The sequence below is a fragment of the Candidatus Hydrogenedentota bacterium genome (genome assembly GCA_016791475.1).
In the GTDB taxonomy this organism is placed as follows: Bacteria; Hydrogenedentota; Hydrogenedentia; order Hydrogenedentales; family JAEUWI01; genus JAEUWI01.
On sequence record JAEUWI010000010.1, the window covers coordinates 87,305 to 113,674 of the forward strand.

Sequence of the window (26,370 nt, forward strand, 5' to 3'; positions counted from 1 at the left end):
ACCGGCGACTTCCGAAAACGCCTGGCGCGCACGACCTACCCGGCGCGCTTCGAAGAGCGTCGCTGCCCCAGCAACAAGCCACCCAGCGTCAGCGCCACCACCACGGCATTCCCCCAGGGCCATGTGCCCGCGCTATCCACCGGTCCGCATCCCAGCCCCTTGGCGGGCATGCCCGTCCCGGAAATCGCCGCAGTCAACAGACCTCCGGGGTCACCCGAAAAGGTGATCGCGGCGGCGTAGGCCGTGTCGTCCCGGGGCGAGAAGCGCACAAGAAACTGGTGCGTTTCGCCGTGGCCGAGTTTGTAGCTCGCCTCACCGATCAGCGCGAATACGCCGGTCGCGTCGCGGAGTTCCGCCGTGCCGATCAGGCGTTCGCCGCCCTCGTTGGTAATGGTGATCCGCCGTTCCACCGACTCGTTGACCCGGACCTCGCCCAAGTCGATCGTCTCGTCGATGGCGGGGCTGCTGGCGAAAATCGGGGGCTTGAGTGACTCCAGCGCCACCACCGTGCCCAGTCGGGAAACGCTTGCGGACAGGGTTCCGGACTCCGACAGCGCGCCTTCCGTATCGGCCGAGGACCACGAACCGCCCCCGGGTACAACCGTGAGGCCGCTCGTATCGTCCGAAAGGACCGATACGCCGTTAACGAAAAAGGTAGCCTGATCCTCCGGAGAGAAATCGAGCCGATTGAGCAACAAAGACACAGGCCGCGCAGCCAGACGGGCCACGCTTACCGGGGCAAACTCGGGTGCGCCGATATCGCGGACGATAACTTCCACGGCGATCCATGGGGTACCGCTAACCGCGTCCTCGGGGAGATCTTCAATCCCTTCCGCCTGCTGGCGGGTAAACAACGCCTCGGGACCGCACGCGATGGCGGCAATGAGAATCGCTTCCTCACCGTCCTCAGCCAGGCCATGGGGTACGGTAATGTTGACGCGCTGCTGCGCGTTGGCTGGGTTTACCAATGTGGCCTCAATATCGCGGCCGGGGATGTTCGCCCCCCGCCACGCGTGGAGCAACACACTGCGGTCACAACCCACGCTGGTGACTGTGCGTTCCCAGCGCGCCCCGTCGTTGAAGAGCTCCTCGAAGGGGAAGTCGAGGTAACCATTGTCGTCCGCATCCGTGCCGTTGCGGATCTCAAATGTGACATCGTCGGATTGCACGGACTGCCCGGTGCTCACGAGGGTGGCGGTCACGCGGACACGGTAGGCCGTATCTACGGGAAGGGTGAAGACCGCCGGGGCGTTGCCGCGGATCTGCTTGCTGAACTCCGAAGATTCCATCTTCCGGATGGATGGCGCCGAGGCCCGACCAAAGTCATCGGCGTTCTGGAGCTCTTCAGGGGTGATATCGCCGGAACGATCAACGTCCAGATTATCGAATCGAACTTGGGAGAGTCCGGGCAGCAGATCGCGAAGTTCCGCCAGGTCCAGCGTCACGCTGCTGTCCGAGTCGAGAGACTGGAAGTTTTCCAGCAGGAAGCCGGGAAGATCCTCTTCTGCCTCAAGCTCGTCGCGGGTAAGCACGCCGTTGCCGTTGAGGTCGAGCAGGTCGTAACGGAGCTGATCGATGTCGAGCGCGGTGGCCAGGGTCTCGGCGACGGAAAGTCCCGTGCTGTTGTCCGTATTCAGCACCGCGAAATCGGCCAGCAGGGCGGAGGCGATATCCGAGAGTATGACGGCGGCTTCGAGTTCCTCCGTGGAAAGCTGGCCATTTCCGTCAAAATCGAGCGTGGTGAACCGTGCGCTGGTGAGGCCGATACGGCTGGATGCCACTTCCGACTCGCCGAGCGTGCCATTGAAGTCGGCATCCAGCGCATCGAAATTCTGCAGGAAATACTCGGCCAGATCCGTGATAAGGATGCTCTCCGCGCCGATATCAAAACTGAATTCGATATCGTCGGCGTTGCAGGCGCCCTGAATATTCACGTCCGCCTCGGCATTGAAGGTCACGTCGAGCACCGATTCGCCGGGCGGGGCCAGGAGGTCGCCCGTGGGCTGGATCAGGCGGACACCGTCTTCGCGGACGACACAGACAACCTGAGATTCCAGCTCGCGCCGCGAGAGTCCGGGGTTAAGATCCAGCGCTTCAAACGTCGCAGTCGTCAACGCCGAGAGTGAATCGGGCAGTTCGTCCAGCGTCAGGCTTCCGCTGTCGTCCTCGTCGAGCGATTCGAAGTTCTCCCGGAGGTAGTCCAGATCGCCCAGGAGGAGAATCGCCGTTTGGAGCTCCGAAGGGGACAGCGCCATGGCGGGCTCTAAGTCCATGTAGTCATAGGCCGCCTCGGTCAGTCCGGGCACGCGGGTTCGGGCTTCGGCCAGCGTGAGCAGACCGTCCCCGTCGCCATCGGCCAGATCGAAATTGTCGAAGAGGGTCTGGGCCGCCGCCGTAAATCCGATGCCCCCCTGTATTTCCGCGAGGGAGATCTCGACCTCGAGATTGAGCGAATCGAAGCGCTCCGGGGTGAAACCGGGGAGGAGGACGAGGGCCTCGTCCAGGTCGAGGATCCCATCCCGATTCGCATCGATGTTTTCAAAGTTGTCGAGGAGTACCTCGGCCGCCACCGCATTGTCCTCGTCGTCGGGCTGATCGAGGATCGTGACGCCGAAGGCCCGTTCAAAGGTCTGGCCCTGCGGATCCCGGCTCCGCACCAGGACGGTGTACTCGCTGCGGGTCTCAAAATCGAAGACCACCCGGCTCACCAACTGATTCGCCACAATGCCGAAGAACTCGTTGTCCACAAAATCATCGTCGTCGGTGGACGGATCGTCGGGGACGAGGCTGTAAAGGTGGAGATCGCCGAGATCGGGATCCGCCGTGGAGAAGCGGCCAATTACCGTGTCCAGCACCTGATTCTCCAGGATCGTGTTGCCGTCCAGAGTAATGCTCGTCGGGGGATCGTTCTCCCGCGCAACATCGATTCGAAGATTCCACACGTTGCTGTCGATGTTCCCATCGCGCACCGTCACGGGCACAAAGAGCACGCCATTGAAGTTTCGGTTCGGAATTATGGAATTGCCGTCCCGTGTATAGTTCGCGTCGGCGGGCAGCGGCTGGAAGGACAGGGTAACCTCGTCCGGGAAGTCCAGAAGGGGCGCGTCAACGATCAGGTTGTCCAGAATAATCGTCACGGGCGTGTCTTCGTTCGTTGCGACGGGATTCTGCCCCGTGATGCGCGGCGTGCGATTTCCGGTGCCGAAAAGGCTGACCTTGGATACGATGGGCGTGCCCTGACCCTGCTGGTTCGCCTCGACCCGGAGCGTGCCGACTTTGGCGCCTTCGGTCGACGGGTCGAACACAATACGGACAAGGCGGGACTGAGCCGTCTCCAGGATGTCCTCGCCCGAGTCCGACAGCATTTCAAAGGCGCACGTTGCGTTGATTTCTTCGGCGGTCAGGCCGCCGCTTGCGTCCGTGTCCAGCGTGGAAAACTGGGAGAGGAGCGAAACGGCGAGCACGGACTCCACGTTGCCCAGTTCCTGTCTCGAAAGCTCCTCATCGCCGTCTTCATCAATGGCGGCGAAGCGTCCGGGCGTCAACAGCGGAACGAAAACTTCGATCTCACCGGCGGTCAACGCCTCGTCTCGCGTGGCGTCTAGACCGGTGAAATCCACCTGGAGTTGCGTCGCGAGAAGCGCGAGTTTCAAACGCTCTTCGAGCTCGATCCGGCTCAGAACACCATCGCCATCGCCATCGAGATCCAGGAACTCCAGTTCGGTAAGGTCGGGAAGGATACTCTGCGCTTCAGTGAAGTCGAGGCCTTCGGGGAGGCTCGTGTCGAAGTCATCAAAGCTGTTCAGGAGGCTTTCGGCGAAGCCGGCCAGCCGTATGGCGGCGCTCAACTCGGCGGCTTCGAGGTCCCCCGAAGAGTCGCCGTCCAGCGCCTCGAATCGCGGGTCGGTCAGGAAGGGGAACTGGCGATCCATCTCCTCGGGACTGATGTCCAGCGATGAATCGGCATCGAGGGCGGCGAATCGGCTGATGATCTCTTCGGCGAGATCAAAGAGGTCGATGGCGTCCTCCAATTCACGGCGGAGCCCCACCCCCCGGCTCAACGCGCCGTCGCCATTGATATCCAGCTCGTCGAAGCGATCCTGGGTCATTACAGGGAAGATGTCGGGGCCGCAGGCCAGGCTCACACTGTCCAGCGTAAGGTCGCCCAGGCCGTCGTTAATGATGCTGACGGACTGGGGGTTGCTGGGTCCCGCGAGAAGATTGCGCTTCCCGAAATCGAGTGAGCCCGGCGTCACGCGGATGTCGCTGTCCAGCGCGCGCCCGGAGAGGTTTACGTCAAGCGCGCCGTCATCGGGGTCGTCCGATTCCACGCGCAGGCTGGCCCGTTTGTTGCCGATGGAGCGCGGGTCGAATGCCACGGCGATCAGTCGTGTCTGGCCGGGGGCAAGCGTGGCCTCGTCCGTGTCGCTGACGATGGTGAAATCGCTCAGAGACGCGCCCTCCAGACCCACAAAGCCAAGCGTCAGATTCGCTGTGGCGGTGGCGATGTTGGTAATCTCCACGATGCGGGTGGCGGTGGGGCCATCGTCGATATCTTGATCGCCGAAGTCGACGGTGAGGATCTCCGGTTCAATGGCGAGCACCGGAACAGCTCTGACGCTCGTCTGGGTCGCGTCCGCCGCCGTGTTGATCGTCTCCGGGTCGTCTGACACGACGGGCGCGTGGTTCTCGCCGTCCGCGACGCCCTGATAGCGAATCACGTTCGTGCCGGCGCGCAGGACGGGGTTGATTTCCACGGTGAAGGTTATGGTGATCGTTGGTCCATTGGTGAAGACCGGATTGCGCCCATTCAGGGAACCCAGGTTAAGCAGGAGTTCCGACCCGTCGCCTTCGTTGGTCCGCGCATTGCCATTGACCAGGATGGAGTCCTCGTCGAGCGTGACGCGCGCGTCGCCCGTGTCCAGCGCGTTGAACTGCGCCTCGGTCAACGCGAAAAGAGAGCCGCTCAACTCCGCGCTGGACAGGCCGGCGCTTTCATCCACATCCAGTACCGAGAAGTTACCCAGGAGCGCGGCGGCCGTGTCGCTCAGGGGATCGCCCCCGTCCACCAGCCCGAGTTCCAGTTCGGAAATCTCGCTGTCCCGGAAAGGCACCCGGTAGAACAGGTTCAGCGCGCCAAGGTTGCCCCGATTCTCGATGGTGACCGTATACTGGATGGTATCGCCGGGTTGCTTCTCCTCGTTGCGCGTGATGTCGTCACCCTGCCGCACCACCAGCGCCGGCGCCGCAACGATGGGTGTTACCGTTGGCGCGGGGCGTACAATATTGCCGTCGCCGTCCACTTCGATGATGTCCGATCCTTCGATCACCACGGCCGCCGGGTCGTCACTGAGAATCGGATCGGCCCCGTCCGGGCGCTCTTCAAAGTCCAGCGAACCCTGGCTGGCCAGAAACGCGGTGCCCGGGGGAAGAGGATTAACAACGGCGACATCAAAAGTGATCGTGGCCGTGCTGCCGAGGCTCCCCGCTCCCTGGATGCCGCCCAGATTTACAGTGAGCGCGCCCGCTTCGAGAATTACCACGGCTCCCGGCGTCGAAGCCGTCACGGAGTCTTCCAGGAGACTGCCATTCGCGATCGCCGGTTGCGTATAGGTGACGTTGTTTGCACCGCCGTTGCCGAGGTTGGATAGGTCCACCGTATAGCGAATCGTATCGCCGGGGTTGGCCACCCCATCCGCGTTCGCATCAAATCGGAGCGCGTCGGTGTTGATAGCGCTCAGTGCGATCTCCGTTGTGATCGCGGTGCAGATGTCCTCATCCGGTGTCGCGTTGGCGAAATTCACCTCGGGATTGTCGGGCTCACCGAAGAAGAGGCCGCGGGTGCAAATTTGCTCCCGGCCCTCCGCGGGGAAGGGAGCGTTCACGGAAACCGTATAGCGGATGGTAACGGAGTCGCCCAGCGGCAGCGTTCCCACATTGATCGAAATTCCGCCCGCGCCGCTGCCGACGATGGCGCCCAGCGATGTGGTGACACTTTCGGGAAGCAGCGTGGAGTTTGCGTCGGGCGTATCGCTGAAGAAGACCCCGCGCGCATCCGAAGGGCCGCTGTTCGTGGCCGTCACGGTGTAGGCGATAAAGTCCCCCGGCTGCGCCGTATCGCGGTCCGCCGTCATGGTAACGGTGAGGGAAGCTTCGGGCGCCAGGGTTGCACTGTTGGTGCGGGTGTTGCTCGATGCGTCCGTCTCGAAAACCAGCGCGGGGGCAAGCACCGAACCCGACACATTCAGCGCGCCCGTGGCGGCGGGGTCCACTTCGGCAACCAGCACATACTCGACTGTTTCGCCCGAGGCGAGATCCACGGTTTCATTGATGGCGCCGTTGCCGCTGGCGCCGCACGCGTCACAGGTCCAGGTTGCGTTCTGGAGCGCCGCGGGCAGCACCGTGGCGACTTCGGCCCCGTCGACCGGGCTCGGACCCAGATTGCGCACCTGGAAGGTGTAGGTCACATTTTCGCCGGGAACCACGACGTTGGGGTCCCGGTCGATGAACAACTGCAGGTCGGCCACGGGACGAATTGTGACGCTGTTGGACTGTACGAGCGCACCACTGACAATACCGTCGCCCGGCGTCACCTGGAAATACCAGACTTCGCCCTCGACCGTCGAGGCGCCGGGAACCTCGGAGAGGTTGTTGAATGCCGGCTGAATCACATCGTTGCGGAACCACCGGATGAGCGACCCCGATTCAGCGTTCCCGTCCACATCCAAGTAGTTGTAGGTGGCGCTCAGGTTCTCATTGCGGAGCGGTTCTGCGGGAGAGAGGGTGGCGTTGCTCGCCACGGGCGCGTCATTCACCGGAGTCAGGGTGATCGCGACGGAGGCGGAATCGTTGAGGTCGCCGCCCGCTCCGGTGTTGCCCTGATCGCTCACGAGCAGGCTGAGGGTGTCACTGCCGCTGACGTCGGCGTTGCCGCGATACCGCATTCCGTTCAGGGCCGCGTTCACATCGCTCAGCGATCCCCGGAAGGTTATGGCCGAGTCCCCCGTGCCCGTTGCGGGAGCGTCGATGGTGAGGCCCGCGGTGCCCGGCAGTGTCAGAAGGCCCTTCGTTACGGCGAGGGACACCTCCAGGGCGCCATCGTTGGTTTCGTCCACATCCACGTCGCTGATAGAGACGTTGCCGCCGAAGACCAGGTCGGTGTCTTCGTTCACCGTCCTGGCGCCCGGCACGGAAAGCTCCGGGGCGTCGTTTACGGCCAGTATTGTAATCGGCACCGCGCCGGTGACATTTTCGCCACCGCCATTGCCGGTAAATCCTTGATCGTTGACCGTGATGGAAAGGGACTCCGCCCCACCGGACGCTGTGTTGACGTTGGCGTCGGGCTGGTAGGAAAGCCCGTTCATCGCCGTGTTCAACGCGGAGGCGACCCCGCTGAACGTCACGGAGGTGTCATTGATTCCGCTGCCGCTGACCAGAGAGATGCCACTGGTCGTCGCCAGACTGAGGCGACCCCGCGCAACGGAGAGGGTGACGCGGAGTTGCCCCGGCGTTTCGGCCACGTCCGGATCGGAAACCGTCACAGCGTTGCTGTTGGCGGCGCCGAAGGTCAGGCCGCTTTCTTCGTTGATGGTCTGTGTGCCGGGCAGGCTGAGGCTCGGGTCGTCGTTCAGCGCCGTGATGTTCAGGGGAACCGTGCCCGTCGCAATCTGGCTACCGCCCTGGCCCGTATTGCCCTGATCGTTCGCGCTGACGCTGAGGGTCTGATTATTGCGGTTGTTCAAAGCCGACGTGAAGCGCAGCGAGGGCAGGGTGGTATTCAACTCGCCGAGCGTTCCGGTCAGGGTTATGGCGTTGGTATTGTTGTTCCCGATGGCCAGCGCCTGGACACCGCCCGATATCGTGCCGTCCACCTGAAGCCGCCCGGCGCCCACGCCCAGCGAAACCACCAGCGTGCCACCGCCGGCGTCCACATCGCTCACGGAAATTCCGGCAATCGAAGCCGTAGCGTCCTCATTGATCGACTGTGCGCCGGGGAGCGCCAGTTGGGGCGCATTGTTCACGGCGTCCACCGTGATATCGACCGTCGCGCTGTCCGTGGCCGCGCCGCCGCTCCCCGAATTTCCCTGATCGTCCACGGAGATGGAGAGGGTGTCGCTTCCATTAAAGTTCAAGTCGCCACGGTAAACGAGGCCGTCCAGCGCCGCTTCGAGCGCGGCCAGCGTACCCGTCATGTTCAGTGTCGCGGTACCGTTGCCGCTGCTCGCAAGCAGGCCCGCGCCATTGGCGAGGGTGAGTGTGCCGTGCAGCACCGAAATACTGGCAACCAATTCCCCGGGCGCTTCGTCGGCGTCCGGATCATCAATAACAATCGCGTTGCCGTCAGTGGCGCTGAAGGGAAAGTTGACGTTTTCGTCGGCCGTCTGCGTAGCGGGCACGGTGATCGCCGGCGGGTCATTGACGGCGTTCACGGTCAGTGAAACGCTCTGAGATATATCGCTGCCCCCGCCCGCTCCGGTATTGCCCAGGTCATTCAGGGTGGCGCTCAGCGTATCGGGCCCGTTGTAGTGCTGGGAACCGCGATAAGTCAGGCCGTTCAGGGCATTGTTCACGTTGGTCAATGGGCCAACCAGTACGACCGCGGCCGTAGCGTTGCCGGTGACGGAGGTCAGGCCCGACGTTGCCCCCAGAGTGACAGTACCGCTCCCCACGCCGAGTGATACCCGGACGGTGCCGCCGGGGTTGTTCTCCTGGACGTCCACATCCGCCACGGTGATGCGATTGGCATTCGCGGCGTTGAAGACCAGGTTCGTGTCTTCATTCACCGACTGCGCGCCGGGGAAATTGCTGAAGGAAGGGTTGTCGTTCTGCGGCGTGATGGTCAGCGTAATCGTCTTCGAGTCCGACTGGGCCGCACCGCCGGTGTTGCCATTGTCGTTCGCGCCCACGGTGAGCGTCTGGGTGCTGACCAGGTTGGTGGCCGTAGCAAAAGTGACGGTCGGCAGCGTATTGTTCAGTTGGGTCAAGGTTCCCGCGAGCGTTACCGAGCTTGAATTGTTGCCGGTGATATTTCCCGCCGTTACACCGCCCGAGGCCGCCGTGTTTACGGCGATGCGGCCCTGTGCAACGCCCAGCGTCACCGTCAGGGATCCCCCGCCGGCGTCGGGATCGGCAATACTGATGCCCGAGATCCCCGTGGTTGTATCCTCATTCACCGACTGACCGCCCGGCACCGTGACCACGGGCGGATTGTTGGTGGATGCAATGCTCACATCGATGGTGCCACTGTCGGAGAGGACCCCGCCCGCACCGGTGTTCCCCTTGTCGCTCACGGTCACCGTCAGGGTTTCCGCGCCGTTCAGCAGGGCCGTAGGGGTATAGGTGAGACCGTTTAAGGCCAGCGTGGCGTTGGCGATGGTGGCGTCAAAGCTTACGCTGGCGCTGCTGTTACCCGTAAGATTGACCAGGCCCGCGGTGGAGGCCAGGGTGAAAGTGCCCTTCGTCGCCGCAAGGCTCACGTTCACGCCCCCCGTCGGCAGGGCGGTCTCGTCGGCGTCCACATCCGCCACCCCAATGGGATTGCCGCTCGCCGTACTGAATACAAGTGACGACCCTTCATCCACATTCTGTGTCGCGCCGGGCAGGGTCAAAACAGGGCCGTCGTTCACCGCATTGACCGTCACCGTAACGGTGGCGGCGTTTGACGTGGCGGCCCGGTTGTCATTCACCGTGTATTGGAACGTATTCGTGCCGTTGAAGTTCCCGGTGGGCGTATAGGTGATCCGGCCGTTCGTTGCATTGACCGAAGTCGACCCATTGGCCGGAGCGCTGGTTACCGTGACGCTTGCCGGCGTCAGCGTGCCATCGGTGTCGCTGTCGTTCAGCAATACATCGATGGTAACCGCCGCACCTTCGTTGGTGTTGCCGCTGTCCGCGACCGCCGTGGGCCGATCATTGACGGTAACCTGGAACGTATCCTCAACAAAGTCGCTCCCGCTGTCCGTCGCACGGATCGTGATCGTGCCGGTACCCGGCGTGTTTGCCGGGTACGCGATGGTCAGGTTGCTCCCCGCGATGGTGGGCGTGCCGTTGAAAATACTGCCTGTCGTGCTCGCGACCGTGTAGGTCAGCCCGCCCGCGCCGTCCTCCGCGTCGTCGAAGCTGGAGAGCAGACTGATGACGCTGTTGGGAGCGCTCTCGTTGACCAGCACATCGGCAATGGGTGTCGCCACCGTCGGCGTGAGATTGATGATGATATTGAAGGTCGCGTTGGAGGTCGTGGCGTTCTCGTCGTCCTTGACGTTGAACGTGAAACTGTCGGATTGCGTCGCCGTGCCATCGTGGGTGTACGTCAGCGAATTGGTGTCAATGGCGGCCTGGGTGAACGAAGCGCCCAGGTTCAGCGTGCCATTCGCGGGACCCGTGACCACGGTATAGGTCAAATTGGCCGCAATATCGTCCGTGTCGCTGTACGACAGCAACGCGCTGGAAATCGTGGCCGCGTCGCCCTGATTGAGCGTAAGGCTGTTGTTCTGCGCCGAGGTGGGCTTATCATTGTCGGAGGTCACCGTGTGGGCAAGGGTGTTTGTCGCACCGCTGATTGCCGTGGGCGATCCGTTGGTCGACGTGCTGAACGTAACCCGATTCTCCACACCGCCGGATCGAGACGAGAATCCGCCGCCATGGGTATTGTCGAGCACGCGGATACTGATCGAGGTCACCACCCCTCCAAAATTGGCGGTCGGCACGAATCGCAGCCGGGTGGCCGTATCAAGCGCAAGGGATGACGCCGCGGAAACGCTCCCAATCGGAAACCAGACCGAACCGGCACCCGGATCCGGCGAGTATTGCCAGACCCCTTCCGAGCCGAGCTGCGGATTGGTCACGACCGCGATTCCCGAGAAAGTTCCCTCCACATCACTGAAGGAGCCCCCGAACAAAGCGCTGATGGTAGCCCCCGGCGGATTGGAAGTGTCCTCGGCGATATCCGCCAGCGTCGCGTTCCCCGCCGTCGGGGCGTCGTTCACCGCCGTAATGCTGATGGTGATATTGGAGGCGCTCGAATCGGACACCCCTCCGGGATCCACCACGACATAGGGAATCGTCACGGCGGTATCGCGGTTCGCGGCGGGCGTGAAGCGCAGATCCAGGTTGCCACCCGTCAGGGAGAGAATCGTCCCTGAAGCTCCGAGCACAATCGCGGAACCATCGCCCTGGGCAACCGTGCCGCCCGTGAAAGCCAGCAGGCGGATAGCGTCCGGTGTCTCGCCCGTGTCAACATCGATCAAAGTCGTCGGCGTCACGCGGATGTTGGCCGCACCGGGTGCCGCCGCATCTTCCGTAATGCTCACCGCGCCGCCGCCGGGCGACGTCGCCGTGATATTGCCGCCCGCCGTGGGCGCATCGGCGCCGGGCGTGATATTAACGGTTACGGTGGATTGCGCGGAATCGCTGATGCCGCCCGGATCGACCACGACGTAGCTGATGGTCGCAGCCGTATCCCGGTTGGCCGTCGGGGTGAAGCGAAGATCAAGGTTGCCGGAAGACAGGGCGAGAACCGTTCCCGAAGCCCCCAGCGTGATTCCCCCGCCGCCGCTCTGGGTTACCGTTCCGCCGGTGACGCTGATCAGCCGGACGGATGTGGGCGTCTGGCCATTGTCCGGATCGCTCAGGGTCGTGGGGGTAACGCGTATGTTAGCCGCGCCCGGCGCGGAAGCATCTTCCGCTATCGACGTTGCGCCGCCGCCGGGTGCGGTGGCGGTCACGTTGCCCCCTGCGCTCGGCGGGTCCGCGCTTGCCGTAATATTGACCGTAATGTTGGAGGACGACGAGTCGTTCACACCCGAAGGGTCCACCACGACATAGGGAATGGTGACCGCCGTGTCACGGTTGGCCGCGGGCGTAAAGCGCAGGTTGACCCCCCCCGAGGACAGGGTAAGGGCCGTGCCACCGGCGCCCAGGGTAATCGCCGCACCGTTCGATTGCGCCACCGTGCCGCCCGTGAACGCCAGAAGACGGATCGCCGTGGGTGGGTCGTCCACCGTATCGGGATCGCTCAGCGTGGCCGGCGTTACCCGAATGTTGGCCGCGACCGGAGCCGCCGCGTCCTCGCTGATGCTGATCAAGCCACCGCCCGTGTTTGTCGCCGTCACATTCCCACCCGCGTCCGGCGCGTCGTCGTCCGCCGGCGAAATATCGATGGTAATGGTGGAGGAGGTGGAGTCGGCGCCGCCGCCCTCGTCCACCACCCGGTACTGGATGGTCGCCGCCGTATCCCGGTCGGGGTCCGGCGTGAAGCGTGCGTCAAAACCACCGGCGGTCAATGCTAGAACCGTGCCGGAAGTGCTTACGGTGATGGCCGACCCGTCCCCCTGGGCAATCGTGCCGCCGGTGATGGATACCAGGCGGATAGAGTCGGGCGTTTCGCCCATGTCGGCGTCGCTGAGGGTTGTCGGTGTAAAGCGGACGTTCGCGGCGCCGGGCGCCGGGTCGTCCTCGGTGATCGTCGTCGCTCCTCCGCCGGGAGCCGTGGCCGTAATATCGCCGCCTGGAGAGGGCGGGGCGGCCAGCGCGGGGGAGACGGCCAGACACACGCCAATCCCCAAAGCCAGACAGCAAACCAGGCGCGGTTCAAACAGCCGCCGCCCACCGGGCAATAGAATCATTTGAAACTCCAGCTACACGTTGCGAACAGGGTGGGTAACCCGGGTGTGTGGACGCCAACGCCGCGACGGCCACAGCCTGGCCGTCCCGTATTGGGAATGGGCATGGAGAACGCCCGTACCGGATGTTGCGCCATAGGTTCCGGGCACTCGCGACCGCACGATCTCACGCCGCCCACTATACAGGAAGGAGGCGCGCCGATCATGCTCCATTTCGCCGCCACGGTCACTATGATACCCGCCGGATCAAGCCTTGTCTACCATTCTGAAGCGCGGATACAGCCCGGTTACGTCCGTGGGCCAGCCCGTCAAAATCGATCTTGACTTGCTTGTGCTTTTCAGGTTTAATCACGTGGTCAACTGTTTACCGACTCCATGCAGCGAGGGATCCCTGTTTGTACGCCGCGTGTGTGTCCCGTTGAGCCTTGCAGGAGTGCTGATGGATTTAGACCAGTTATTAGAGCCCATTCCAGGTGACAATCCGTGCGGAGAGGAAGGTTCCCTGTTCGCTCTGGAAGAAATCGTCAAGGAACAAGGGGTTGGGGTGATTGCCGGCGCCGAAATTGACGCCGTCGAACCCAATTGGCTCGATCTCAATGAAAAGGCCCTGGAGCACTTCAAATCCTGCAAGCACCTCCGTACCGCCCTCTTCCTGAGCCTCGCCGCCATGAAACGACAGGGCGTCACCGGCTTTCGCGATGGGCTGCTCTTGACCAGGGGGATGATTGAGCGATACTGGGACACGATGTACCCCGCCCTCGACCCCGATGAGAGCATGGGCGACCCCGACGGCTGGATGGAGCGGGAAAACATCCTGAATGACATGAGCGCCCCCCTCAGCACGGCGGGCGACACGATGAAATTCCTCCAGCGCCTGAGAGAAACACCCCTGACCAACTCCCGCCAACTGGGCCGTTTCTCCCTTCGCGATATTCAGGCCGCCATGGCCGCGGGCGGTGACGAGTCAAGCGACGCCCCCAAGATGTCGCTGATTCTCGGCGCCTTTGAGGACACGCCCCTGGCCGATTTGGAGGCCATGTATGGCGCGCTGACCGAGTCCCTGGCCACCTTGGATGGTATCAAGGCCGCGCTGCGCGAAAAACTGACCGAGAGCACCCCGCCCACGTTCGCAAACCTGGCCGGCATGCTCCTCGATATGAAGAAGCCCGTTCACAATGAGCTCGACCGGCGCGGTCACTTTGCCGATGCGCAGGTCGCCGAATCGCCCGAAGAAACGGGTGATGGCGAGGGCGCGGCAAACCCGGGAGACGCCCCCGCAAAGCGCGGCGACATGGGGTCGGCCGGGATCAACACCCGGCAGGATGTGCTCAAGGCCTTCGACCTGATCTACAAGTATTACAACAAGAATGAACCGTCCAGCCCGGTCCCGCTCATCATGAAACGGGCCGAGCGGCTGGTTACGGCGAATTTTTTCGATATTATCTCCGACTTGTCGCCCGGCGCGCTTTCGGATATCGAGACCATCACCGGCACGTCCCTCTCGGGTTCCATGAATTCCGGGGGAGGCTCATCGGAGGATGACAATTAAGGGAACCGGCGAGTCCGGCTGTAGTGAGTCTTAACGGCAGCGGGGCCGTTGCCCGCGCGGGCACCGGAGTCGCTATACAGAGAAAGGGCGAGGAGCACCATGGCAAAACAGAGTAGTCAGAAATTTATTGCCCGTAATAAAGCCCCCCGGGTTCAGATCGAGTACGATGTTGAACTGTATGGGGCCGAGAAGAAAATTAATCTGCCCTTTGTCATGGGTGTGATGGCGGACCTCTCCGGAAATCCCGCCGAAGCGCTCCCCCCGGTGAGCGACCGCGATCTCCTGGAGATTGACGCCGAAAACTTCAACACGCGCCTCAAGGCGATGAAGCCGCGCGTCGCCTTTCAGGTGCCCAATACCCTCACGGGCGAGGGCAACCTGAGCGTCGAGATGACTTTCGAATCGATGGACGACTTTTCTCCGGGCAAAGTGGCCGAAAACGTGGAAGAGCTGAACGAGTTGCTAACCGCCCGCCGGGACCTTTCCAACCTCCTTTCCTACATGGACGGAAAGAGCGGCGCGGAAAACCTGCTGGGCAAGATCCTGGGTGACAAGGCCGCACTTGAAGCCCTGGGCGGAGGTGAATAATCATGGCTGAAGCACTTGACGAAGGCGCATTGGAAGTAACCCAGATCGACAGCTTGATAGACTCTCAATTCAAGCCGAAGTCTTCCGCCGCCCGCGAAACCATACAGAAATCGATCAGCACCCTGGCGCGCCAGGCCCTCAAAGAGGGCGAAGTCGATCCCGCGGATCCCACGGCCACGATCAAATTCATTATCAAGAGTCTGGATGACAAGCTCTCCGCGCAGGTGAACCAGATCATCCACCATGAGGATTTCCAGCGACTGGAAGGTTCGTGGCGCGGTCTCCAGTATATGGTCGCCAATACCGAGACGGACGAGCAACTGAAGATTCGCGTGCTGAACATCTCCAAGAAGGAAATTGGAAAGGTTCTCAAGAAATACAAAGGCACCGCCTGGGAACAGAGCCCCCTCTTCAAGAAGATGTACGAAGAAGAATACGGCACCCCCGGCGGCGAGCCCTTCGGCTGTATCGTGGGTGACTATGAATTCGATCACAGCGCCCCCGATGTGGAAATTCTCCAGGGCCTTTCCCAGGTCGCGGCCGCGGCCCACACCCCCTTCATCGCCGCCGCCTCGCCAAAGCTGATGAACATGGATAGCTGGCAGGAACTCGCCAACCCGAGCGACATCAACAAGCTCTTCACCTCGCCGGAGTACGCCCCCTGGCGCTCCCTCCGCGAGTCGGAAGACGCGCGTTATCTGGGGCTTACCCTGCCGCGCTTCCTGTCCCGACTGCCCTACGGCGCCCAGACCAACCCAGTGGACGATTTCGATTTCGAGGAAGTGGTCAATAACGACCAGTCCAATTTCACCTGGGCCAACGCGGCCTATGCCATGGGCGCAAACATCACTCGCTCCTTCAAGCTCTATGGCTGGTGTTCCCAGATCCGCGGCGTGGAAAGCGGCGGCTCCGTCGAGGGACTGCCCTGCTACACCTTTCCGACCGACGACGGCGGCGTCGACATGACCTGCCCGACCGAAATCGCCATCACGGACCGCCGTGAAGCCGAGTTGGCCAAGTGCGGCCTGATGCCCCTGTCCTACTTCAAGAATACCGACTACGCCGTCTTCATCGGCGCACAGTCCCTTCAGAAGCCCCAGGAATACGACGATCCGGATGCGACGGCCAACGCGAACCTCAGCGCGCGCCTGCCCTATCTGTTTTCGACCTGCCGCTTCGCCCACTACCTTAAGTGCATCGTGCGCGACAAGGTGGGCTCTTTCGCGGAACGATCCGACATGGAAACCTGGCTCAACAACTGGATCCGCCAGTACGTCGAACCCGATCCCGCAAACGCGTCCAACGAAGCCAAAGCGCGTCGCCCCCTGGCCGCCGCCGAAGTCGTCGTGGCCGATGTGGAAGGCAATCCCGGCTATTACTCCGCCGTGTTTTACCTGCGCCCCCACTACCAGTTGGAAGGCCTGTCCGCCTCGTTGCGGCTCGTTTCCAAGCTCCCCACGGAAAAGGGCTGAGCGCGACAACGTCCAAGGTTTTAGTTCAGTTCCGGGGCGGGCCGCCCAGGCGGCGGCCCGTTCCGGGTTAAGAAATAAATGCCCATTCAAACTGACCAAAGTGAAACGTGTTGCGTCGGGGTGGCAATACCGCGCGCAACCTAATCCAACAAGGAGCTATACGGCATGGCAAACGCATTCTTCATGAAGATTGACGGGATCACGGGTGAATCCGAAGACGAAAGTCACAAGGGCTGGCTTGAAATCACCGAGTTCGGCCAGGAAATGGCCCACGACATTGAAGGCGGCGGCACGCCCTCCGCAGCCGGCGGCTTCACCACCGGCGGCGCCACCCTGGAAGTCATGAGCTTCAACAAGGCCATGGACCGCTCCAGCGTCCAGCTCTTTCAGTACTGTCTGACCGCCAAAGTGATTCCCACCATCGTGATCGAGGCCGTCCGCCCCACGGAAAAGGCCGAGGTCTATTTCCGGATCACCCTCACCAACAGCATCATCGCCAGCATCAACACCACCGGCAGCGATGGTGAACTGCCCACGGAAGAAGGCTCTATCGCCTTCACCACCATCAAGTGGGAATACACCATGGTGAAGCCGGACGGCAAGATGGGCGATACCTTCAGCTCGACCTGGAACCGCCTGACCAACCGCCAGACCTGATTTACAGCGATTTGAACATTCATGACCGCGACCGGGCTTGCCGTGGGGCAAGCCCGGCCGCGTTGCAATTCCACGAAGGGCGTGGTTCGGGACGCTGCGGTCCCGCGCTCGCTCTACCGATCCCCGAATTTAGGCGCTTTCCTGCCTTGCGTTCGAAAATGAGGTCACTTCGTTGTACGTCCGCTACCTGCCATCACTGATGGATCGCCTGACCGACCAGGAGCCGGACCGGCGACTGGAGGCTCCCCGCCCGCAGGTCATGAGCTTTCAAGAGTACCGGGCCGGTTTTCAGCGCGATCTCATGCGGCTCCTCTCCTATGGTCTTCAGCCCGATTCAGCCGAGTTTGCAGGTCATCCCGAGGTCCAGAGTTCCGTCCTCAACTACGGTATGCCCAACCTCCTCGGCATGGCCGACGTGGCCATGAAGCCCCAGTTGGTGGAGCAGGCCATTCGCGAAGCCATCGCGCGATTCGAGCCTCGGGTGAATCGCGAAACGCTCCGCGTGCGCGTCTCCCCGGTGGAATCCGCCGGCGACACCGCCATGCGCAATCTGGATATTGAAATCAACGCCGAGCTGTGGGCAAAGCCCTATTCGGAGAATGTATACATTCTCACCAGCGTCGACATGCATAAGGCCAGCGTGGTCGTGAAGGAGTGGCGCAATGGATAGGATCTCCAACAGCCGCCGACGCCTGGACTACTACAACGAAGAGTTGCAGTATCTTCGGGAGATGGGGGAGGTCTTCGCACGGGAGAACCCCAAAGTCGCCGGGCGCCTCGGCCTCGATTCCTTCGAATGCGCCGACCCCTACGTCGAACGGCTGCTCGAAGGCGTCGCTTTTCTGACCGCCCGCGTCCGCATGAAGCTGGACGACGAATTCCCCAACTTCACCCAAAGCCTCGTGGAGACGGTCTACCCTCATTACCTTTGCCCCACACCATCCATGACCGTGGTGCAGTTTCAGCCCGATTTCGCCGAGCCCTCCCTGGCCGAAGGGGTTACCATTCCCCGGGACACGGTGCTCCGCAGCGGTGGCGGCATTGGCGACGACTTCTCCTGCCAGTACCGCACGGGGCACGACGTGACGCTGTGGCCGATTATACTCACCGAGGCGGAATACTACACCCGGGAAATCAGCTCCCTGGGCCTGCCCGACCGGCGCGATGTGAGCGCCGGCATCCGGCTCCGACTCAAGACCATGGGGGGGCTGCTCTTCAGCGATATTGACCTGAACAGGCTCACGCTGTTTATTCGCGGCGGCGGCGATGTCGGCGCCCGGCTCTACGAAGCCATTTTTTCTCACGGCGTCGGCGCGGTCATGCGGCCCACCGGCAGCGCCCCGGCCTGGCAGCGCACGCTCTCTGCGGAACGGATTCGTCAGGTGGGTTTCGCCGATGAAGAACATCTCCTGCCCTATGGCTCCCGCTCCTTTCAGGGCTATCGTCTGCTCCACGAGTACTTCGCATTTCCGCAGCGCTACATGTTCTTCGAGATCGGCGGATTAAACAAGTTCATTGGCAGCGCCGTCACCACAGAGCTCGACATTTTTATTCTGCTCAAGCAGGGCGACCCGCGCCTCGAAAACGAAGTCGCTGCCAATAATTTCGTCCTGAATTGCGCGCCAGCCATCAATCTCTTCCCACTCGAACCGGATCGGGTCGACGTTTCGGACGCTGTATCGCGCTTCCACGTCGTGGGGGATCGCACCCGCCCACTGGACTTCGAGATCTACCAGATTAACCGAATCACCGGCTACGGAACGCACATGGGCGACCGGCAGATTTTCGAGCCCTTCTACGCCGCCAAGGGCTACGATTCCGAAAGTCGCGCCTACTTCTCGACCCACCGGGTTCCCCGCCGTCTGAGCGAGCGCGAACTGAACCACGGTACCCGCTCGGGTTACGCCGGGAGCGAGGTCTATGTTTCCCTGGTGGACGCGGACGCGGCGCCCTACAACCCAGAAATCCGCCAGCTTGCCCTCGAAACCCTCTGCACGAACCGGGATCTGCCGCTCCTCATGCAGCCCGGCATGCTGAATTCCGACTTTACCATGGACGCACACGCCCCCGTAGAGGGCGTTCGCATCGTCGCCGGGCCCACATCGCCCCGAAGTTCCCTGGCCGAAGGCGCCTTCACCTGGCGCATTATCAACCACCTCTCCCTCAACTACCTGTCCCTGATGGACACCGAGGAGGGCGATGCCGCCTCCGCCCTGCGAGAATTGCTCGGGCTCTATGGCGCGGTCTCCGATCCCGGCACTCGCAAGCAGATCAACAGCCTCCGGCAGGTCCGAAGCGTGCCGATTACGCGCCGCGTTGAAGGACCGGGACAGATCGCCTTCGCCCGGGGCCTCGAAATCCAGGTGACGATGGAGGAAGAGTCGGTGGAAGGGGCGGGAACCTTCCTCCTCGGCGCGGTCCTCGAACGCTTCTTCGCCAAGCACGTATCGTTGAATTCCTTCACCGAAACGGTGATTCAAACCCCCGAACAAGGAGAGCTCAAGCGGTGGAAAGCGAGAATGGGACAGCGGAAGCTGGTATAAAGAACCGTCTCGCGAAGAAGCCCGGTTCGGCCAGTTTCTTTCAGGCCATCCGCCGGCTGGAAAGCGAGCGGCCCGGCAAGGCGCGCGTGGGTTATGCGCACCACCTCCACGACGAGGTCGTGCGCTTCAGTCAGCACATAGGCCTGACCTTCGAGGCGGGCTCCATCGATTCGTTCGAAGAGGGCGAGGGCGGCGCGCCACCCCGCATGAAGGTAAATTTTCTCGGCCTTCTCGGGCCCAACGGCCCCATGCCCCTCAACTTCACGGAGTCGATCTACGAGCGCCTCCTTCATGACAAGGACCGGGCCCATCCCGAGTTCCTGGATGCCTTGCAGAGTCGCATCATTGCCCTGTTCCATCGGAGTTGGGCCGAGTGCCAGATGACCGCGTCCTACGAGCGCACCCGCCATGGCGCATTCTCCAAATACGTTTCAAGCCTGGTGGGTATCGGCGCGCCGGTCTTCCAGGAGCGTGACTCCATCCGCGACGACGCCAAGCGCTACTACTCCTCGTGGCTCGCGATGCAGACGCGCAACGCGGAGGGCCTCTGCGCGATACTCGGCGAATACTTCGGAACCCCCGCCGAAGTGGAAGAGTTCATCGGCCAGTGGCTCGACGTGCCCCATGACTGCCGCTGCCGCCTGGGCGAGACCCGCCTCACCGGAAAGATCGGGCAGAATCTCATCATTGGAAAGCGCTTCTGGGACCGGCAGCAGAAGTTTCGTATTCGCCTCGGGGCCATGGACTGGCAGCGCTATCTAAGCATGCTGCCTTCCGGCGATCGCCTGGAGCACTTGATCGACTGGGTGCGCAACTATGTGGGCGAGGAACTCGAGTGGGACGTCTGCCTGATCCTGCGCCGCGAGGAAGTGCCCCAAATCTGCCTCGGGAGTCAGGGCCAATTGGGCTGGACCACCTGGCTGAAGGGCAGAAACTATGAGTTTGACCACGATCCCGCGGACTTGCGGATGGATAGAATGACCCTCGTGTCCTGGTTTCGCGAGTCGGCGCGCGCCCGGGCCTGACACACGGGAACGCCCCCAGGAATGAACAGCAGGTAATCCAATCATGCCTAGAACACAAGATACCCGTTGGGCCAGCATCGCCACGCCATTGGGAAAAGACAAACTGCTCTTCCGGCGCATGGCCGGTGTGGAGGAATTGGGCCGTATCTTCCAGTACGAAGTGGAGCTGTGCAGCGAAGACCCCAACATTACCTTCGATCAGATTATCGGCCAGAACGTCACCGTCCGCATGAACTATTCGGATTCGGGCGCGCGATATATCAATGGCGTCATCAACCGCTTCGCCCGAACCCAGGAAGTCGAAGACCTGACCTACTACCAGGCCACCATCGTACCCACGCTCTGGTTCCTAACGCGCACCCGGGATTGCCGCATCTTTCAAAACAAGGACGCCGTCGCCATCATCAAGGAGATCCTCGGTGAACAGGGCATCTCCGATGTCGAGTACAAGCTGGGCAGCGTCACCTATCCCAAGCGCGAATTCTGCGTCATGTACCGTGAGTCCTACTTCGACTTCATCAGCCGCCTCATGGAGCAGGAAGGCATCTATTACTACTTCAAGCATGTGGACGGCGTACACACCCTGGTGCTGATCAACGCGTCCAGCCTCCACGAGGCCATTCCCGGCTACGAGACCATGAAGTTCGTCCTGAAGGACAAAGGCTCCATCGAACAGAACAGCATCTTCTACTGGATCGAGATGGGCCAGTTCGAGAGCGGTCGATTTGTCTACGCGGATTTCAACCCCAAGACGCCAAAGAGCGTGCTTAAGGCCCAGTCGGAGATTGCCCGTGCGAACGCCAAAGCCAATCTGGAGCGCTTCGACTATCCCGGCCAGTTCACGGTGGCGGCGGACGGCACCAATTACGCAAAAAACCGCATCGAAGAGTTTCAGGCGGATTACCAGACCTTCCGCGGCGAGTGCGTAATTCGCGGCACAGCCTGCGGCGCGCTTTACGCCATGACGGACTACCCGCTGGCGTCCCAGAATACCGACTACATTATCACCTCCACAACCATCAACGTGGTGGGGGAGGACTACACCTCCACGCCCATCGAGGGCCAGAAGCTGGACCCCTTCAAGTGCAGCTTCACAGCCATCCGGAAAACGGCCCAGTTCCGCAGCCAGAGCCTGACCCCCAAGCCCTTCGTCCATGGACCCCAGACCGCCATTGTCGTGGGTCCAAGCGGCGAAGAAATCTACACGGACGAGTATGGGCGCATCAAAGTCCAGTTTCACTGGGATCGCTACGGAAAGGCCGACGCCAACAGCTCCTGTTTCATTCGCCTCGCCCAATCCTGGGCCGGAAAAAACTGGGGCGCCGTCGTCCTGCCCCGCATAGGGCAGGAAGTCGTGGTCGAGTTCCTCGAAGGCGACCCCGACCGTCCCATCGTTGTCGGAGCGCTGTACAACGAGGAGAACAAACCACCCTACGAACTGCCGACCAATATGACCATGTCGGTCATGAAAAGCAGCTCCAGCAAAGGCGGCGCGGGCTTCAATGAGATTCGATTCGAAGACAAGAAAGACAGCGAGCAGATCTTCGTTCACGGCCAGAAGAATTTCGACAAGAGAATTCTGAACGATTCCTTCGCCTGGATCGGCAACGACCACCATCTTCAGGTAATTAACGATCGCAAAGAAAAGGTCGATAACGACAAACACGAGACCGTCGGGCGAGACCACATCGAGACCGTCACCCGCGACCACAACCTCACGATTAAGGGCAAGGAAGCGATCAAAGTGACCGGCACCCACAGCCACACCGTCGAAGGTGACGTCATTCAAGTGTACAAGGCGAACCAGTCCACCGAAGTAACAGCGGACTACTACCTGAAAGGTGACAACATCGTCATCGAGGCCGCGACCAATATCACGGTCAAGGTGGGAGATTCTTACATCGCCATTGAATCCAGTGGCATCACCATCGGCACCACGGGAAAAATCGAGCTCAAGGCCGACGGCGACATCACCATTGAATCCGGCGGAAACACCGAAGTCACGGCCACGGGAGATGCCGCCATCGAGGCGACCGGCAAGGGCTCGTTCAAAGGCACCGGCGGTCTCGCGTTGGAGAGTCCCGCGACCTCCGAGCTCAAAGGCGCCTCCACGACCGTCAGCGGTGATGGCAGCCTGACCCTCAAAGGCGGTGCCGTGGCAATAAACTAGCGGAAGCGAGTCGTTCAAAAAAATACAAAGCACGCAGGGAAGTGGCAAGCCAGGTCCATACGACCCATACGACCCATACGACCCATAAGACCCATAAGACCCATAAGACCCATAAGACCCATAAGACCCATAAGACCCATAAGACCCATCGATCAGGGTTAGCCCCCTGGCCGCGCCAAAGGAATTCAACACCATGCCCACACCCAAAGACGGAACCGCCGGAAGCGCGGTAGCCCCGGCCGAGGCCGTGGCCCCCGAACCGGCGGACGAGGCCGATCCGGGAAAAATCCAGGAGGCTAAGGCCGAGCAGATTCAGGCCCAGACCGGGAAATACGGCAGCCAGAAGGTGACCCCCTACAAACCGCCCACCGCCGAAGAGCAGGAAGCCGCGGCCAGCCAGGCCGCCCAGCAGGAGCAGCGCCAGGAGCAGGCCCGACAGCAGGCCGACCAGGAAATTTCCGAAGAGGCCGCCGAGGAAGAGGCCATGCTGGAGCAGGCCGCAATCGTGCAGGAGCAAGCGGTGCAAAAAAAAGCCGACTGGATTGAAATCGAGCTCGTCGGCATGGATGACAGCCCCATCGCCGGAATGCCCTATGAAATTGTCCTCCCCGACGGAAAAACCGTGGACAAAGGCACCACGGACTCCAAGGGAAAGGCCCGCCTTACCGGGCTCATGGCCGGGAATTGCCAGATCACATTTCCTTCCCTGGATCAGTCTGCCTGGGAAGAGATTCAGCCCGGCTGAGAAGGGCGCGAAAGTTGGAGAAATGCCTTGACATGGCCTATCGCCCGGTGTGTACCATGGGGATCGTTCAAGGGCTTGGGTGACGGGTTGAAACGGGCTTGGGTCCCGATTTCTCCCAGGTGTGGACCGGGTCCGGGGCCAATGCTGCTTAAAGGCACCCGGACGAACGCGGATCGTGCAGGATAATGCGAAGGAGAACGTGTTGTATCGTTGGGCTCTAGCTGCAAATTCAAAGGCCAGTGTGGCCCCATTTGCCCGGCTGGGCGCGGGAGTTATTCGCGCGCTGTTGTTGCTCGTCGCGCTGTTCCTTTTAGTGGGTATGCCCGGATGCGCATCAAAAAAACGCGATGCCTTTAACGTGAAATTGACCATGGATGTCGACACCTTCCGAAACGAAAAAACCGGCGAGCTCCCCTCCATTGACGTGGATGTATTCGCCGCGAACGCCTCGGAAGACGGCATCATGAAGACCATGAAGGTGGGTGAGTATTTCGATACAAACAATCCCTATCGCCAGGGCGTGGGCGCCTTCAGTTCCCGCTTCACCAATCAGGACTCCTCGCCCAAGAAGCTTTCCCGACGCAGCAAATATTGGGATGACTGGAAGCGCAAAGGCGCCCGCACCGTATACGTAATCGCAAACCTGCCGCGGAAGCCGGGAGAAAGCCCGGAGTTGGTGCAGACCCGCTCGGTGCTCGCCCTGCCGCTGGACCGGAGCGCGTGGCCCAATGGATTTTTCACGCCGCGCACGAAAACCCTGAGCGTGTTGATTCAGCCCAGTGGACTGGTTTGTGAAACCACCCAGCGGCGGCAGTGAGTTCGCGCGCCAAGAACATGCAAGATGACCGGCGGAACGCCCCGAAGGCTCCCCGCGCCCGGATAGAGAAAGACCACGATGACGCAGCATATCCATTGGCATGAAGGGCTCTTCCTCCAGCCCCACCACATGCAGCAGATGCAACAGAACATCATCACCCAGATCCGCTCCGAGCGTCGTCTAGGCTTTACCTATCCCTACGGCGTCATAGAATCCGAACTTTCCGAAGACGCCCTCCGCAATCTCCTCGTTCAGTTCAAGCATCTCCGTGTCGTCATGCCCAGCGGAACCGAGGTGGACTATCCCTCCAGCGCGGATGTGCCCCCCCTGAACCTCCAAAACGTCTTTGACTCCGGCGCGGAATCCGTGACCGTCATGATCGGCGTCCCGCTCTGGGACCCCAACGGCGCCAACGTCGTCACCGCCGAGGGCAACGAGGGCTGGAAAAGCCGCCGCATCTACAAGCTCAACGAAATCGAGCGGCCCGATGAAAATACCGGCGTCCATTCCCATCCCATGCTCGTGCGTCGCATCAATGCCCGCCTGCTCCTCAGCACCGACGACATCGGCGGCCTGGAAGTCCTCCCCCTCGTGCGGATCACCCGGTCCACCGCCGACAGCGCGGGCCTGCCGAGCCTCGATCCCCTCTTCATACCGCCGTGTCTCCTGCTTCATGGTTACGCGCCGCTCATGGCAATCGTTCGCGATCTCTCCAATCAGGTCGATGCTAACCGGCGCGACCTGGTCACGCGCGTCTCCCGCGGCGGTACTCGTGGCGAGACTTCCCGCGAGTCCAAGTTCCAGTCGGAGCACATCTTCTTTCTCCAGACCCTCAATAAGTTCAGCGGCCGCCTCTCCACACTCATCAAGGCGCCCGGCGTCACGCCCTTCGACATGTATCTGGAGCTGCGCGACCTGCTCGGCGAACTGGCCACCCTCGTGCCGGGCTACGACGCCATGGAAGTGGCGGCCTACGACCACGACCGGCCCGCCGTCGTGTTCCGCGAGTTGAGCGACAAGATTCGCGAACTGCTCGCCCTCATCGCCAACCAGAAATTCCGCCGCGTAGAATTCCGCGAGGAAGACGAGATCTACGTGGCCGAACTCACGGTCGTGAACCTTACCGAGGCTTCCGTCTGCTATCTCGCCGTGGAGACCGAAGAAGACCCTCGCACCCTCGTCAAGCTCGTCGAGGCCCAGGACCGCTTCAAGGCCATGGCCAGGAGCAACATTCACCAACGCGTGCGCGGCCTGACCCTGCGCGAAGAGCGCGAAGTGCCCCTGGATCTCCCCGCGAAGCCCGGCCTGCATTACTTCCGCATCGACCCCGAAGACAACCGCGCCCTCTGGCGCCGCATCATCGTGGAAAACACCATGGCCATCCGATTCACCGTGTCGGAGCCCGTGGACTACAAGTTCACCCTCTACACCACCTACAGCGACGTGGGGGAGTAGGCCATGAACCTGGTGCAACTGACCGAGCCCCTTTTCCTCTACGTGGGTTGCCTCACCCGCGCCGCGGAGCACAAGACCGAGTTTGACGTCGAGCAGGTGCGGCGCGAGATCATCGGCATCTTCGCCGACATCCGCATCAAGGCAGAGGCCCACCCTTCGCTGGCCTACCAGTACGATCGCACCATCAATCTGATTCTCATTTTCTACGTCGATTTCATGATCAAGGAAAGCGACCTGAACATCGCCCGGGAATGGGTGGAGCTGGCCTTCGACGAACAGGAACTCGCCGGTGACGAGCAGTTCTTCGATTTGCTGGAGCAGACCCTTTCTCAGAACACGGAAGTGGCCCTGCAACAACTCACTGTGTTCCGCGAATGCCTCCGCCTCGGCTTCACCGGTTGCTACAGCGATGACTGGAAATACATCCGCCAGTTGCACAGCGACATCGACGCCAAAGTCTTCGGCGACCGCTTCGAGCTCTCCGCCCAGTTGACCCCCACGGCCTACGAGCACATCGACGAACAGCCTCTGGTCACCCGACCCCTGAAGCGCTATAAGCACGTGCGCTGGGCCCTCATCGCCGCGATTCTGGCCGTGCTGGGGACCAACGTTTACCTTTACTACTCCAGCTCCGGAGAGTTGCGTCGCACCCTGGACAGCATCACCGAATTTGCCGATGGCGAGACCGCCAAGATGCTCAAACCCGCTGGCGCGGTAGTGCAGGAGTAA

13 protein-coding genes are annotated in these 26,370 nt (G+C 61.7%); 12 read left to right on the forward strand and 1 reads right to left on the reverse strand.

What is annotated here, in order from left to right:
- Positions 1-35: 35 nt before the first annotated feature.
- Positions 36-12,623, reverse strand: coding sequence for a tandem-95 repeat protein (locus JNK74_07495; GenBank protein ID MBL7646019.1), 12,588 nt, complete (start codon positions 12,621-12,623; stop codon positions 36-38).
- 436 nt (positions 12,624-13,059) lie between these two features.
- Here JNK74_07495 and JNK74_07500 point away from each other — a divergent pair, with 436 nt between their 5' ends.
- From JNK74_07500 to JNK74_07555, 12 genes are all read left to right on the forward strand, one after another.
- Complete coding sequence (locus JNK74_07500; GenBank protein ID MBL7646020.1) at positions 13,060-14,169, forward strand: type VI secretion system ImpA family N-terminal domain-containing protein; 1,110 nt, start codon at positions 13,060-13,062, stop codon at positions 14,167-14,169.
- 99 nt (positions 14,170-14,268) lie between these two features.
- Entirely contained in the window at positions 14,269-14,757 is a 489-nt protein-coding gene (gene tssB / locus JNK74_07505) for a type VI secretion system contractile sheath small subunit (GenBank protein MBL7646021.1), read from the forward strand.
- Between the two features lie 2 nt (positions 14,758-14,759).
- The gene (gene tssC, locus JNK74_07510) at positions 14,760-16,229 is read left to right on the forward strand and encodes a type VI secretion system contractile sheath large subunit (GenBank protein MBL7646022.1); all 1,470 of its coding nucleotides are present in this window, start codon (positions 14,760-14,762) and stop codon (positions 16,227-16,229) included.
- 165 nt (positions 16,230-16,394) lie between these two features.
- Positions 16,395-16,886 (forward strand): type VI secretion system tube protein Hcp, encoded by a 492-nt coding sequence (locus JNK74_07515; protein MBL7646023.1) that lies wholly within the window; start codon positions 16,395-16,397, stop codon positions 16,884-16,886.
- Positions 16,887-17,058: 172 nt separating this feature from the next.
- On the forward strand, positions 17,059-17,556 hold the full coding sequence (tssE, locus tag JNK74_07520) for a type VI secretion system baseplate subunit TssE (GenBank protein ID MBL7646024.1): 498 nt from the start codon (positions 17,059-17,061) through the stop codon (positions 17,554-17,556).
- Positions 17,549-19,429: a type VI secretion system baseplate subunit TssF gene (gene tssF / locus JNK74_07525; protein ID MBL7646025.1), complete on the forward strand. Its 1,881-nt coding sequence runs from the start codon at positions 17,549-17,551 to the stop codon at positions 19,427-19,429. Before tssE ends, tssF begins: the two co-directional genes overlap by 8 nt.
- Positions 19,393-20,454, forward strand: a complete 1,062-nt coding sequence (tssG, locus tag JNK74_07530; protein MBL7646026.1) for a type VI secretion system baseplate subunit TssG — start codon at positions 19,393-19,395, stop codon at positions 20,452-20,454. Before tssF ends, tssG begins: the two co-directional genes overlap by 37 nt.
- Positions 20,455-20,497: 43 nt before the next feature.
- Positions 20,498-22,624: a type VI secretion system tip protein VgrG gene (gene tssI / locus JNK74_07535; GenBank protein ID MBL7646027.1), complete on the forward strand. Its 2,127-nt coding sequence runs from the start codon at positions 20,498-20,500 to the stop codon at positions 22,622-22,624.
- 193 nt (positions 22,625-22,817) lie between these two features.
- Complete coding sequence (locus tag JNK74_07540) at positions 22,818-23,369, forward strand: hypothetical protein (GenBank protein MBL7646028.1); 552 nt, start codon at positions 22,818-22,820, stop codon at positions 23,367-23,369.
- A 370-nt stretch (positions 23,370-23,739) separates the two neighbouring features.
- Positions 23,740-24,186, forward strand: a complete 447-nt coding sequence (locus JNK74_07545) for a hypothetical protein (protein ID MBL7646029.1) — start codon at positions 23,740-23,742, stop codon at positions 24,184-24,186.
- Between the two features lie 78 nt (positions 24,187-24,264).
- Positions 24,265-25,641: a type VI secretion system baseplate subunit TssK gene (gene tssK / locus JNK74_07550; GenBank protein MBL7646030.1), complete on the forward strand. Its 1,377-nt coding sequence runs from the start codon at positions 24,265-24,267 to the stop codon at positions 25,639-25,641.
- 3 nt (positions 25,642-25,644) lie between these two features.
- On the forward strand, positions 25,645-26,370 hold the full coding sequence (locus tag JNK74_07555; GenBank protein ID MBL7646031.1) for a DotU family type IV/VI secretion system protein: 726 nt from the start codon (positions 25,645-25,647) through the stop codon (positions 26,368-26,370).